Below are 15,045 nucleotides of genomic sequence, written 5' to 3'. Positions count from 1 at the left end.
ATCGTAGCAAAGTTCCAAGCGATGAGTCTTTGGTTACTTTCTGCGGAAGAAAGTAACACAAATTAAAAAATCTGATTAGGAAAAACGTTCTTTTAATATAAACACCTTCATCTGTCTGTTAAAAGCGAAATCCCTCAGCTTACCTAGGTAGGCTGCTAGACTCTCGTTGTAAGACACCTGCTTCTCATTCATCATCACCTATCATTCATCACTTATAGCTCATCGTTCATTATTTCATTATCACATTAGCTAATCAGCTAATTGAGTAATTGGCCCATTAACTTCTTCTTCCATCAAACGCACCGTCCCAATAAGGCCGGCCTTCAACAAAGGCTGTCCTTCTAAACGGAAGGGAGCTGTTGTTTGGGTTATACGTTTCGCCCTTGGCAACGCTTGATCACCGATAAGCCGATTCGCCCAGGTATTGGTCACCGCTATCTCTAATTTGTTTTCTCCTTTCCTTAGAGCTTTGCCGATATCAACGCGATAGGGGGCGGTCCATAATGTTGCACAATCTATTCCATTTACTTTTATCGTAGCTATGTTAGCCAATTCTTCCAATTGTAACCATATTTTCGATTGCTTAGGTCCATCATCCCAGTGAAATGTTGTTTGATAAGATGCTGTACCGGAATAATGGCGTATGGCCGGATCCTCAAATTCGCTCCAACTTTGCAGTGTCTCCATGGTAATAACCTCTTTAGGGCCACCGTAATCGGGATTGAATTGAACCTTCCACGTCCCTGCCAATATTTTTTTTTCTTGTAATAAAGGCCAGTTGACTGTCAATTTGGCTTCCTTTAAACTTGTTTCTTCTTTGAAAAGAATAAATACGGAAGCATTCGGAGCTAAACGAAGCGGGATTTCTGTTCGTTCGCCAATCATACGCCATTCCCCTATGCGCTGTGTTACATTCGTTACGGCATCATATAAGTAAGGTACTCTTCCAGTCACACGGAATGAAACCAACAACTTCCGATCTTCATCCTGTTGATTGGTTAAAAAATAAATATCCTTTTCTTGGTCGCGTCGATGATTAAACCCTAAACCTGTAGCCTCAGCACCATTCAATTCGCTAAATCGCACATCTTGTTGGATTCCAAATTGATCAAACGTTGAAAGCATATAAGGGGCCTTGATTACCCGCCCCTTTCCCAATTTCTTAAAGAACACCCGTTTGCCTTCTTCCTCCATTCTTTCAAAAGGCCCCTCCCAGATAAATTGTGTAATTCCAGTCAACGCGGTATCTGCGATAGGATAATTTGATAAACCGAGTGTGTATACCGGTTTATCGCTCACAACAATGGTAGCCCCCGCTGTAATGAGCTGTTTCAGCTTATCCGCCACTTCCAAACTCATGGCACGGTAATTCGGTTGCATCACATGCTTGCCTGGCAACACCAATACGCCATAGCTTGCTCCATTGGGAAGTATAATACGCCCCTCTTTCACTACTGCTTGTAGTAGAACCTCTGGATTAAAAGAATCATAAGCATAGCCGTGCAGTGCATTTACCCAATTCTCGGGTTGTACCATATTAGCACCCGTACTCACCCCGGCTATTTTCTGTATAGGCAGGTCTTTATTCATCAATCGAATTTGCTCGTCTTGCACACGCTTTTCTCCAAAAATACCGGGGAGCGTTGGCACAATGCGATCCGGTAAAATGGCTCTTCGAGGTAGCTCTTCACCGGTAAAAACAGCCAAATCTGTAACCGGCGCTCCTTCTTGTAATAACGCTTGTACACGTGTTGCATAGTCGACCCAAGCTCTTCCCTGTTTCCACCAAGTCTGATCGCGTTGAAAATATAATCCAATACCATCAAGTGTCATTCCCGGTTTTCTATTCACCCATGGATTATGTACGTAAATATGATATACCAGTCGGTTGATCCCAAGGGCATAATTTCGATCTTGCAACGTTTTAAGATTGCCCGGATGTTCATCCCATTGCATTCGTATCTGGGTAAAGGCTTCGGCCTGAACCAATCGTTTATCATAGATGTGTGCCCCTGATACCGCATCTAGGACATCATTAAATTTGTCATGTGAGGGACTCCTTAACCAAAATTCGCCCATGGGGATATCCACCTCTTTAAAATGGGCCAAGCCATCGGTCAGCATAACAGGAGCGGTTGTTTCCGCACTGAACACGGCTTCGTGCTTGTGTGTAAACGTTCTTATCGGCTCAAAGAAATTGATATTTATCAGCTCAGCGATTGTTTTACGAATGTCGTACAGATAGCGTTCTGAAAAATCAGCGCTTTCAATCGGATAACCCGCCATAGCAGGTAAATAATCCACAGGATCGTAACCACGCCTTCTTTTAAATTCATCACGAAAAACGGGCGACCAGTTTTGGCTACCACATTCCCAACTATCCACATGAAAAATCTTGAGCACCTCATGGGCTAAACTGTCTCCCGCCACATCAATCGCCTTTTGCAACCAATTGTTCAATTGTACTTCAACAGCTTTCCGATTCATTTTATCGCATTCTAACCCCTTTCCATTTCCCGCGGTTTCGTTCATATGTCCCGTTGATGTATGCCCCATGCGTAAAATCTTCCATGATCCCGCTGGTGCTTTCCAGTTTAACATACCGTCAGCCTGTACAAAAGAGGACACATTGATTAGCTGGTCTTTTTTTAGGCAATCGGTATCGGCTATTTGCATTGAAGTACTCGGCTCACTAATTCGCCAAACCATACCGGATTTACCTTCGTATTGATGAATACGAGGTGCTGACAATAAATGGATACCCGATAATTTCAAGCTTGGTTTCCACTTGGCTGCATCCAGATCTTCACCACCCGGCTCGCTGCCTATTGGATCGTACACAAAACGGAAGTATTTCGCTGTAATCGGTTCTATCGCGTGCGTAAGCCCTATATCCCAATCGAGCCAACCTGCACGTGGTGCTTTCAGACGACTAACTTTGCGAAAATGAACTCCGTCATCACTTGTCTGAATAATAAGCCTTCCGGACTGGTAGTTAAAACCGTCGACGTTTACCTGGATAGCACGACAAGTAAAAGGCTCTTTATAAACATATTGAATCCAGCAGGGTTCTTTACTACTAAAGTTTTTCTTATTTTCCTTATTTGTTAAGAATTGGGCTTCGGCACCGGTACTGGTACTTACGGTAGGTGTATTATCTTTATGATCTGCTTTAACAGGCATCGCAAAAGTAGCGATATCACGATAATAGCCGCCATAGGCTTCTGGTTGAGGTAATTTAATCGTATTGCCTTTTCCGCCATTAATAAGCGTATCCGCCCACACAACCTTCTGCATTGATAGGTCCGGACTTATCCAATTGCCTCCAGCGGTCGCAAAGCCATCTCCCGGTAATAGCGCAATTTTTATTCCGATACGACGGGCTTCTTCTAATGTAAAGCGAATTAAATCCCACCAAGCAGGTGTCATCGTCTCTATTACGGGCTCATACAAAGGTGGGTTTGTTTTACCTTTAATAGGTGCTAAATAAGCGCCCGAAATCCCAATTTCTTTCATCGCTTCCAAATCAGCTGTAATCCCTTCTTTGGAATAAGCAGAATGCATCCAATACCAAAAGACCCAAGGCTTCGCTTGTTCAAGCCCCTGCCCGTTTACATATTCCATATGGGAGGACAGCTTTTCATACTGCGCAAAAACAACTTGCAAACACAGCATGAATAAAAACAAAAAACAGCTCCCTATTTTTTTCATTTAATCTTTGTTTAATATCAACTTTCAGCTAACAGCCTTCGGCTTTAATTGGTGCCGCTGCTACTCAAAACTTATTAAGACATAAGTATCATGACACAGGACGCACTCATCATTCATCACTCATCATTCATCATTCATCATTCATCATTCATCATTCATCACTCATCATTCATCATTCATCATTCATCATTCATCACTCATCATTCATCACTCATCACTCATCATTCATCACTCATCACTCATCACTCATCACTCATCATTCATCACTCATCATTCATCACTCATCATTCATCACTCATCACTCATCACTCATCACTCATCACTCATCACTCATCACTCATCACTCATCACTCATCATTCATCACTCATCACTCATCATTCATCATTCATCACTCATCACTCATCACTCATCACTCATCACTCATCACTCACTCCCGCCCCTCCATCCATATACCAATACCACTAAAAAGCAAGTGAAAGGTACGATATAACCAATCTGCGTACGATCTCCGGTATAATCGATCAGGCTCCCCATAGCGTAAGGCAAAATGGCACCACCTACTACGGACATAATAAGCCAAGATGAAGCTACCTTTGTCTGCGCTCCTAAACCCTCAATCCCAAGGGCAAAAATGGTAGGAAACATAATAGACATAAAAAAACCAATAGATCCCAGGGCATATATAACCACCATTCCTTCTCCTAAAATAGCTACCAAACAGAGAAAAACGGCAAATGAAGCGAAAACGATCAACAGCTTCCGTGACGATAGAAAACGGAGTAAGAAGGTCCCCACGAATCGGCCTACCATAAATAAAAAACCATATATGCCTAAATAATAGCCGGCAGTTTTTTCATCTACACTGGCTCCCTGCTGGGCCATTCGGATAAAAAAACTCGTGATACAGACTTGGGCTCCTACATAAAAAAATTGAGCTACGACACCGAAACTTAGGTTTTTATACTTCAAAACCGAAAAAAAGCTATCTTTTTCAACATGCTCTTGCTGCTTAAACTCCGGAAATTTTATAAAAATGAATACGACAGCAATTAAAAGCAAGACAGTCCCCAAGATAATATAGGGTAATTTTACAGAAGCTGCCTCTTCCATAAAATAGCGTAAACGCGTGGTCTCCTGCATCGCTGCCAGCGTTTCTTTGCTATATTCTTTTCCTGATAAAATAAAATTAGCACCTACGATAGGGGCTACCATAGCAGCCAAGCCGTTAAAGGAGGCTGCCAAATTTAACCGACTGCCGGCTGTTTCGGAGCTTCCCAAAACAGCGGCATAAGGGTTGGCCGTGGTCTCCAAAATAGCCAAACCACAGCCAATAATAAAGAGTGCTACTAAAAAAATCACATAGCTCAGGTTATTTGCTGCCGGTACAAACAGATAGGCTCCGCAGGCGAAAACAAGCAAACCAATGATAATACAGCGTTTATACCCCAAGCGTTTAAGAAGCAAGCCAGCTGGAATCGCCATGATAAAATAAGCGAAGAACACCGACGTATCTACCAGTGCAGATTGACTATTGGTTAAATTACAGGCCTTTTTTAGATGGGGGATCAGAATAGAATCCAAATTATGGGCCATTCCCCAAAGAAAAAACAGACCCGTTACCAGTACAAATGGTAATACGTGTGTCTTTGTTGCCCGGCTTGCTACTGATTGAGATTTTGTTACGGCTATTTCCATCGGTTGATTTGATTTTAAGATTTCTTTTTCGCCAATAAAATATGATCGGCAACTAAAACCACCTCTCCCTGCTGATTGATGATCTCCACATGCTCGGTTATCGTACCGTATGCCGGATTTTTCGCGTCGCTTTTGTCGCTAATGGTAACTTCCGCGTGGATGGTATCCCCAATAAAAACAGGTTTAATAAATCGCAAACGATCATATCCTTTCGAGAAAGCTTCGGGATTTATTTCAGAGGCCGTTAAACCAATACCGATACTAAATACCATGGTTCCATGGGCAATGCGTTGACCGAAAGCCTGCGTTTTACACCATTCGGCATCCAAATGATGGGGGAAAAAGTCACCCGTATGCCCTGCGTGAACAACAAAGTCCGTCTCCGTCAATGTTCTGCCCAAGGTAATACGTTTATCGGCTAACTGATAGTCTTCAAAGAAAATAGATCTAAAGTACATAAGATGATCGGTTTATGTTAAAAATTCTTTTGCACAGGAATCCCTCCTCGGTCGCTACTTTCATAAGCGGCCTCTACCACCGCCATTGTCTTAATCACATCTTCAACATGGGCACTTAACGCCTTGCTTTCTCCGTTTTTATAGCGCATTAAGGCGGCCATACTTCCGATAAACGCGTCAGGAAACCAAGACCCTTCAATAGCTAGGGACTCCCATTGGGGGGCTCGGCCCTCGGCAAGTAAGCAATACTCAAAAGCATCCGGCACACCGCATGGATAATTCATCAGCAAACCCATTTTCACTTTTATGGCTCCTTTCGTTCCCTCCCATTTAATATAGCTTTCTTGATGCTGTGGCCCAAAATCGTGATCATGGTTTGTATTAATAACGGCACGCAACGTATCTCCGTAATCCAACATAATAGTAGATCGGGAAGAGGATAAGCTTTTTGTCGGATGTTTTGACGTTTTCGCTAAAACACTTATCGGATCACCAAGGAAGGAACGAATTAAATCGATATAATGGATACTATGATACTGTATCTCCAAACGTGGATGAACTTTCACCAGCGGAAAAAGCTCCCAGGGAGTTTGTACAGTGACTTTAACTTCCATGTCATATACCTCACCGATGAATCCCTCTTCAATTAAATAGCGGGCAGCATTTATATAAGGTGCTACGCGTAGTTGACAATTAATAGCCGCTGATAAATTTTTGTCTCTGCAAACAGTTAAAATTTCCTGACTTTGCTTAAAATAATCGCCCATTGGCTTTTGAATAAGCACAGCACTCTCATCCGGTAATTTTTTTAAGGTCTCCACAAACTGATCAGGCATGATGGTGATATCATAGACGGCATTGGGAGTAGCTTGGGCCACTGCAGCTTCCACCGAATTGTATACATGGGGTATCGCAAATTGGCTGGCTAATTTACGCGCCTTTTCTTTGGTTCGATTCGTAATCCCGAGCACGTCAAATCCGGCCTTTTTATAGGCAGGTAAATGGGCATCTCCTACAATGCCCCCAGCCCCTATCACAATAATCGGTAAAGAACGTTTTGGTAAAACGGGTTGATAAGGTATGTTTATCTTTTTATTCATTATCTAATTGATTAATATCCACTTGCGCTTGCATCAATAATTCCGTGATCGTGCCTTTTTCCGCAAGAACGTCCTGTATCAACTGATCAATTCTGGTTGCAATAGTGGCCCAGTTCTTTTTCCGGGGCAAGGTATGGGAGCGTTCATGCAATTTCTCAAGCTTATGGTAATAGGGAATGAGGTGATTAATAAGGGGATCGTTCCAGGTTGATAAACGGCATCCTATCCCACCTGTTAGTGTAAGCTGCTTATCCATTTCCTTACTCATCGCAAAACGAATAAAATCATAGGCCAGGGATGCGTGCTGACTACCCGACCCAACGGTATAGAGCCAGTAAACATTCAAGGAAGTCCCCTGCCCATTATTTCCTGCGGGTACGGGTGCGATGTCAATTTTCCCTTTTAACTTACTCGCTTCTTCTACTTCACAAACTGTGGCAAAACCAAACCAATTAACCATCATGGCCGCTTCCCCACGTGCAAAGGCTTCACCGGCTTGTACCGATTCGTATTGGAAGGAATTGGGATGAATACATCCCGACTGTTTGACCAGTGTTTTATAAAAATGTAAGGCGTCTTTCGCCTCGGATGTATTTAATTGGATTCTTCCATCTTCATCCACTAAATTCCCCTGCCTACTCCACAATTGTAGGCAAAAATCAAACACGGCATTATGTCCATCAGCATATATCCCCATCACGGTTCCAAATAATTTCTCAGCCGGTCGATGAAAAAACCGAGCGACCTCGACATATTCATCCCATGTCTGCGGGACGGTCAATTCTCTTCTAAACTGACTATAGAAAGCCAATTTATTTGCTTCCAATTCAAATAGGTCTTTCCGATAAATTAGGCATTCAGGTCCGTCGTGAAAAGGTAACCCCATTATCCGATGATCAAAATTTTGCATCGCAAGAAGGGACGGGCTCCATCCTTTAGGATAATCTTCAGGTGGATTTTCCTCAAGCCATGGAGTCAAATCATATAAAGCTTCACGTTCGTAAGCCTCACATATCCAATCTGTATTGATATGCGCAATATCCCAAATCCCTTTTTTCAAGCCTTGTTTACGAATGGTTTCTTCGTAAAGCTCATGCAAATCCATTGCCACCAGTTCGACGGTTATGGGGCAATTCATACTTTTACAGAAGACCTCCCAAGCATGTTTCATTGCTTTTTCAAAAGGTTCGAACTTTCTGACGGCTATGCGTAAGGTTCTATTCTTCATCGCCTGTCTCCTTTTCAAATTCTTTCCAAATGGCCTCATTATCCTGACCAAGCATAGGTGAGCCACTAGAAGCAGTCAAATATTCACCGTCAATTCGGATCGGACACCGCGTGGTTTGATAGGTATAGCCGTCACGCATCGTGACATTTTGTATCATATTTAAGGCCTGAAAACCGGCGTGCGCTACAAGCCGATCCCAGGTCAATACATCGGCACACCATATATCCGCAGGTTCCAATATATCCAACCATTGTTGGGTGGTACCTTTTTTTAGATGTTCAGCAATCACCTGCTTTATTTCGTCGCGTTTATCGAATGCGTCAGATACCAGCGGATAGTTTTCCAGATTAGGGCATTTTAACAACTTGCCCAAAGTAGGTATTAAGCCCATCGCCAAGGCTATATAACCGTCAGCGGTTTGATAAACCCCATAGGGTGCCCCCAAATAAGCATGTGCATTATTCACGTTGGTCCGCTGCGGTAATGCACCCCCATCTCGGTAAAAAGTGGTGATGGCCTCAAACTGAAAATCATAGGCGGAATCGATCATGCTGACCTGCACAAGAGCTGCTTGTCTTGTCCGTGATCGCTGAATTAAACAGGCCAGCAAGCCCTGAACCAAATTCGCTCCAGCTAGCATATCAACAATAGACAAACCCATGGGTACAGGGCCATCATCGGCATTTCCATTTAACCACGTTAATCCGGTGAGCGACTGTAACAGTAAATCTTGTCCTGGTCTGTCTTTCCAAGGTCCTTCATTTCCGTAACCTGATATTTCTCCATATACAATTTGTGGATTGATCTTGATAACTTCGTCAAAACCAAAACCTAATCGTTCCATCACACCTGGACGGAAGTTGTGAATCATAACATCCGCTTTCTTTAGTATTTTTTTTAATAGGCTGACGTCGTTCGGATTTTTTAAATCAGCAGACAAACTCTCCTTATTGCGATTAATCGCATGAAAAACTGAAGATTCGCCATTCATTATCAGGTCCGATGTATAAAGGCTTCTGCAAATATCACCGCTTACCGGCTTTTCAACCTTGATAACACGCGCACCCAAATCGGCTAAACGCAAACTCGCCGATGGACCCGATAAAAATTGACTGAAATCAAGCACTAAATAATCTGTCAGCGGTTTCATCATCGTGTTATGTTAAATTCGTATTCAATTCGATGTGTATCCTCTCCAACTTTCGGTGCGGCTTTCGTCGCATATAATTTTTGCTTATTGATCTCTATAGGGCTCCTTGTCGTGATCAGCTGTCTTCCATTGGACAATGTGACTGCTTGGGTCATCTTTAAAACGCGGAAAGCCTCGTGATCTAATGCCTGACGGTAATTCAGAACTGAGGAACACCAAATCCCTTCCTTTTCGAGACGGACACACCAATATGCTGTACTATTTTGGAGAAAATATGCACCTAGTTTCTTGATTATTTCGTCTCGTTTTTCAAACCAGGTAGCTTTATCTTGATACAGCGTTAAGTCGCAACCGATACTCTTTCCTATTTTCATTAAATCTCCCATGGCGAGTGTCAGGTAGCCATCACTTGTTTGGTAAATACCATAGGGAGCGCTTAAATAGGCATGTCCGCTACCACGTACCGTACTACGCTTCGGTAACTGCTTCCCATCATTCAGGAAAGTAGTCAATAATTCAAACTGCAAGTCCAAAATCGATTCTAATAGGCTTACTTCTACCAACACACTCTTCCCTGTTTTATTGCGTTTTAATAAGGCCGCCAAGATACCTTGTGTTAAATGAGCTCCGCAGGCCATGTCTGCCACCGCTAAGCCAAAAGGCACCGGACCATCATTTTTTGTGCCAGATAACCAACTGAGGCCCGAAATAGCCTGTATCAGCAAATCCTGACCGGGTTTATGGGCCCAAGGGCCCTTGTTTCCATAGCCCGTTACTAGGCCATAAACAATTCGGGGGTTAATCTTACAGACATCTTCATAAGTTAGTCCTATTTTCTCCATTACGCCTGGCCGAAAATTATGCGTCATGACATCTGCTTTAGCAATCAGCTGTTTTACCTTTTGAAGATCCTCCGTTTTTTTTAAATCAGCAGCATATGATTCCTTGTTTCGATTTATCGTATGAAAAACCAAACTATCTCCGTCAATAAATAAATTCTTGATCGCTATCTGTCGCCCTGCTTCCCCTTTATCAGGTCTTTCAATCTTAATAACGCGTGCGCCTAAATCCGCTAATTTTAATCCAGCAGTTGGCCCTGCCATAAATTGGGCGAACTCCAATACGAGTATTCCTTCTAATGGTTTCATTTATACCAATTCTTTAGACGCTTGATAAAGTTCATTCAGTTTTTGCAATACGACCTGTTCTCTTCCACCTTTTATCATGAAATCCCGCACTACATCCCCTGCGTGATCTTGAAAGAACATATGTCCGTGGTAACGCGGACGGAGAAAGGCTCGTTGCAGTGCCGGTAGTGTGTTATAAAAGTAGTTGCCGCTCAACTTGTTGGTATGCACCGCTTGCCATGCTTTTAAATGTCCGGGTTGTCCGCCATTATCGAAGTACAAACCCAGTTGACAGGCCGGAGATGCCACATAACGCGCATAACTCATGGCCTCTTCTAAGTGGGCACACTTAGCAGATATTGCCAAGCCTGTACCACCTAGGGTGCTCTGCATGTTTTCCGTTCCGTCCAAGCTAACCAGGTCGTGAAAATCTAATACACGGTGAGCGTAGCCGTGACGGGCATAGTTGGAGTATCCATAGGCAAAGGGGCAATAGGCGATCTCATCCGTATTCGTCATGTACTCATATACCTGAATGGGATTGAAATGATGAAACCGTTCGTGTACTTTATTTACCAACTGTTTAAAAAGTTGCAAGGCGTGGATCCCTACGGCCTCACTAACGACATGTTCTTCCGTCTGACAGGGTGCTTCTCCCAAAGAACAGCAAAACATGTAAAAACTCATGAGCGTGTCAATCGGTATCAGGGCAAAAGCTACCAGGCCACGATCGGCAATATCCAATAATTGCGCGTAGGTAGACGGGAGCAGGAAATTATGTTTTCTTAATAAATCGGGTCGACTGGATGCAACGGGTGTCGCCGCATCAATGGCTAAAGCCCATTGGTGACCATCAAATTGATAACTTCTATGGGAATGGCCCACACTATTTTCTTCCAGATCTTTCAGGAATGGAGCGGGCAAATAGTCGTCCAAAGGTAAAATACTCTTCGTTTTGGCGGCGAAACCTGCCCAAGGGTGATCAATGACCAGTAGATCGTATCGTTCTGCCAGCTCCTGAACCGAGAAGTCGGCAAAGGCCTGTAGGGAGCGTTTTTCCCATTTTATTTCGATACCCGGATGCATTTCGCTAAATCGCTGTGCTGTAGCAGCCATGGGTGTGATTCCTCTACTGTGGTTCCACGTGATTCCTTTCAGTTCGATTTGTTTCATTCTTAATTTAATTTAAACGCCCCTTTGTATTAAGCTAGAATCTAATCGCTTTGATCGCATCTGCCTTTTTGGTTATATCCTCGTTGATTGGCAGGAGATAAAAACTGTAACGGTAATTTTTTGCAGGTACTTGATATTGTGGTAGAGGTTGTGAAACGGTCGACCAGGAGTCGTTACCGCCAACGCCCATTTGTATCAGGTCGATATTCAGCGTAATATAACCTGCATCTTTTAATAAATGATGGTGCTTGGCGGTGATTATTTCTTCTTCCGTATAGGGCCACGCGCTCATGCTGAGTAAACTATCTGCAACCACCAGCAAGCCTTCATTTTGCACATTTGCCAGACGCATCCAACGAACGTCGCTACGATTCGCGTTTTCCTGTGGATATACGTAAGGTTCCATAAAGGTTTCGAGCGGCGCATGGTAAAGACCGACGGCAAAACCGGATCGCCGATCTACGTAATTTTCAAGAGGTCCTCTCCCGTACCAAGTCAACTGATCAAGGTTTCGTTTTATCCCGCCCTGCATTCCTATCTTGGGTAAATTGGGAAGCTGATCCGATGCCTGTAATTGATAATTTACCTTTAATACCCCATCTCCATTAAATACATAGCTAACCTGTACCGAAGCGCTATCCTTAACCAATTGATAGGTGCTCGTAACCGCAACCTGTCCTTTTTGCGTGCTATCTATTGATAATGCTGTTAAAGTGGGCTTTGCCTCGTACCACACCTTTAGAAGTTTGGAAGGCTTCCAGCCTTTTCGGTCGTTGTCAGTTTGCGGCCGGGTGAAATGGGGTAAAAAAGCTTGAGCGATCTGTTCTTTCCCCTTGTTTTTATAAGAAATAAGCGCCCCGTTTTTCTTGCTGATCCGGACCTCGATACCCTGCTTATTTTGCAGGACAAGCTGTTCCTCATCTAATCGACTTTTTACTTGTTCAAACTGCCTAGAAGTTGTCGGCGTCTTATTTAAACCTGTCAGCGGTAATTGATCAGCTGCTAGCTCATAACCTTTGGCTGCCCATGGCCTCTCCTCCGGTAATTGATAGCTGATATTGAGCAGATATTCTACATTGCTTTTTAACTTCGGTAAAAAAGGTTGAAGGGAGACTATCGTATCGGCTCCAGCTATCAATGAGTACCGCCCTAATTTTTTTGTCAGGAGCGTCTCACCATCACCTAACAAAGTGAGGACAATATCATACGCATTCAAATTACGTACCGCATGGCGATTGGTAATTTGTATACGCACGTTGTTGGTATCGATAAGCCTTGTCTCAAGGCCTTGGTATACATGCTTACATTCGTACATAGCCGCTTTCGGTCGGCCATCGGAGGCAACGATACCATCTATGCAAAAGTTACCATCGTGCCTTTTTTCGCCAAAATCCCCTCCATAAGCAAAGTAAGGCTTCCCTAGTTCATCTCTTTTGATTAACCCGTGGTCTTTAAATTCCCAGATAAATCCACCTATCAATCGAGGATGACTTCTAAAAATATCCCAAAACTCTTTCATATTACCCGTCGAATTACCCATTGAATGGGCGTATTCGACAAATAGAATGGGTCTTTTATCGCCATTCTGCTGATTTAACAATAGTTCGGGCGTAAAAATCCCCGGATAAAATCGACTGATGATATCGACATAATATTGATCCTTTGGATTACCGATGCGATGTGCATGGTCATTTGGTTTTAAATACCTCGGATCTGATGGATCGATATATCCTTCCTCTTTCGGACTCCCCATGGCGGGTTCGTAATGTATTGGACGGGTGATATCGAAATCATGAATCCATGCGGCCATTGCGGCATTATTTGGCCCTCGGCCTGCCTCATTCCCTAAGCTCCAAATAATAATGGAAGGATGATTTTTATCACGCATGACCATGCGGCTGGTACGTTCCATAAATGCGTGTGTCCATTGTGGATCATTGCTTAACTTCCCACCAAGGCCGTGGGTTTCATAATTTGCTTCGTCCATCACGAAGATGCCATATTCATCGCAGAGATCATATAGATAGGGATCATTGGGATAATGGCTGGTTCGGATCGCATTAAAATTAAATTGTTTAATTAATTGAAGATCCTTTTTAATATCCGCTCTTGATAAGGCCTTCCCTTTTTCAGGATGTGCATCATGACGGTTGACGCCATACAGGTAAGTAACTTTACCATTGATCCGTAATTTTCCACTATCCTGATCAAATTCAATGCTTCTGAAGCCTACACGACACGTTTTCACTTCGAGTATATTTCCCTTATCATCTAATAAAGTCAATAATAAGCGATATAGATTAGGTTCTTCATCTGACCATTTCTTAGGTTGACGAACGGTGGTCTCCAATAAACCAAATTTTACATTATCGAGTCTTGGATAAATTTCGTTAACAATTTCGTTTGCGGAACGCTGCAATGCCTTTTCAAATACAGGGTTCCCTTCTGCGTCATAAAGTTGTGCGCGTAGGCTATATCCATTGATCGAGTCACCCGTTAAATTCTCTATACGCGGTCGGATACTCAATACCGCGTCTTGATAGTGCTTATCGAGTTTGGCTTGCCAATGAAAATCGGCTATACGCACGTTTGGTTCAGCCAAAAGCATCACTTCCCGCTGAATACCACTCATCCGCCAATGGTCCTGATCTTCTAAATAAGAGCCGTCACTCCAGCGGATTACCTGAACCGACAATACGTTCTCACCCGCTTGAAGGTAAGGCGTTATATTGAATTCAGAGGGTAAACAACTGTCCTCCCCGTAGCCTAAAAACTTCCCGTTCAGCCAAACGTTAAACGCGGAGCTCACACCACCAAAATGAAGGGTTACATTTAAATTATTCCAATCATGGGGGATTGTAAAAGTCCGTTGATAAGAACCAATCGCGTTATAGTCTTTTGGAATCCTTGGTGGGTCCACGGGGCGAAAAGGATAAACCGCACTTTTGTAAATAGGAATATCATAGCCCTTCATTTCCCAATTCGAAGGCACCGGAATGGTGTCCCATCCGCTGACTTTTGACTGATAAAAGGTCTCCGGAGCATCTGATGGTTTCATCGCAAAGGCAAAGTCCCATTTGCCGTTCAATGATAACATTCTACCCGATTTTTCCCGATCGTCCTTTAAGGCCTCTGCTTCACTGGCATAAGAATAGGCTGTTGCACGTGCAGGCTCCCGATTGATACTGGTAACCAATGGATCTTCCCAAGGTTCAGCTTGATATACAGTCGGAACAGGTGGTATACTGGCTGGTAGACCGTCCACGGTTTGGGCATTTAGGCTTGTCGAAAGCATCCCCCAGATCAAAATTCCTAAACTCCTTTTTAAATGACGATTGCTTATAATCACTGTTAGTTCTAGTTTACTGGCTAGTGAATATCAAAAATAAAAGTAGGGAGCTT

9 protein-coding genes are annotated in these 15,045 nt (G+C 43.3%); all 9 read right to left on the bottom strand.

All coding sequences use genetic code 11. From position 1 onward, the window contains the following. Positions 1-249: 249 nt before the first annotated feature. Positions 250-3,711, bottom strand: a complete 3,462-nt coding sequence (locus RYH73_RS14750) for a glycosyl hydrolase (protein ID WP_335314211.1) — start codon at positions 3,709-3,711, stop codon at positions 250-252. A gap of 424 nt (positions 3,712-4,135) precedes the next feature. Beyond that, positions 4,136-5,407 (bottom strand): L-fucose:H+ symporter permease, encoded by a 1,272-nt coding sequence (gene fucP / locus RYH73_RS14745; RefSeq protein WP_335314210.1) that lies wholly within the window; start codon positions 5,405-5,407, stop codon positions 4,136-4,138. A 14-nt stretch (positions 5,408-5,421) separates the two neighbouring features. Next, on the bottom strand, positions 5,422-5,865 hold the full coding sequence (locus RYH73_RS14740) for a MaoC/PaaZ C-terminal domain-containing protein (protein WP_335314209.1): 444 nt from the start codon (positions 5,863-5,865) through the stop codon (positions 5,422-5,424). Positions 5,866-5,882: 17 nt separating this feature from the next. Continuing rightward, entirely contained in the window at positions 5,883-6,965 is a 1,083-nt protein-coding gene (locus tag RYH73_RS14735) for a Gfo/Idh/MocA family protein (protein WP_335314208.1), read from the bottom strand. Then, positions 6,958-8,193: an extracellular solute-binding protein gene (locus RYH73_RS14730; protein WP_335314207.1), complete on the bottom strand. Its 1,236-nt coding sequence runs from the start codon at positions 8,191-8,193 to the stop codon at positions 6,958-6,960. Before RYH73_RS14730 ends, RYH73_RS14735 begins: the two co-directional genes overlap by 8 nt. Beyond that, the gene (locus RYH73_RS14725) at positions 8,183-9,343 is read right to left on the bottom strand and encodes a CaiB/BaiF CoA transferase family protein (RefSeq protein WP_335314517.1); all 1,161 of its coding nucleotides are present in this window, start codon (positions 9,341-9,343) and stop codon (positions 8,183-8,185) included. The genes RYH73_RS14730 and RYH73_RS14725 overlap by 11 nt, the downstream gene beginning before the upstream one ends. Then, a complete protein-coding gene (locus tag RYH73_RS14720) occupies positions 9,343-10,491 on the bottom strand; it encodes a CaiB/BaiF CoA transferase family protein (protein ID WP_335314206.1) in 1,149 nt (382 codons plus the stop codon). The genes RYH73_RS14725 and RYH73_RS14720 overlap by 1 nt, the downstream gene beginning before the upstream one ends. Next, positions 10,492-11,643, bottom strand: a complete 1,152-nt coding sequence (locus tag RYH73_RS14715; protein WP_335314205.1) for an ABC transporter substrate-binding protein — start codon at positions 11,641-11,643, stop codon at positions 10,492-10,494. Between the two features lie 34 nt (positions 11,644-11,677). After that, positions 11,678-14,992 carry a glycoside hydrolase family 2 TIM barrel-domain containing protein gene (locus tag RYH73_RS14710; protein ID WP_335314204.1) on the bottom strand — a complete coding sequence of 1,105 codons (3,315 nt, stop codon included), beginning with the start codon at positions 14,990-14,992 and terminating at the stop codon, positions 11,678-11,680. Between the last annotated feature and the right edge of the window lie 53 nt (positions 14,993-15,045).

It is taken from the genome of Olivibacter sp. CPCC 100613 (assembly GCF_036959255.1).
GTDB lineage: Bacteria > Bacteroidota > Bacteroidia > Sphingobacteriales > Sphingobacteriaceae > Olivibacter.
This window is presented reverse-complemented; position numbering and strand designations above follow the sequence as displayed.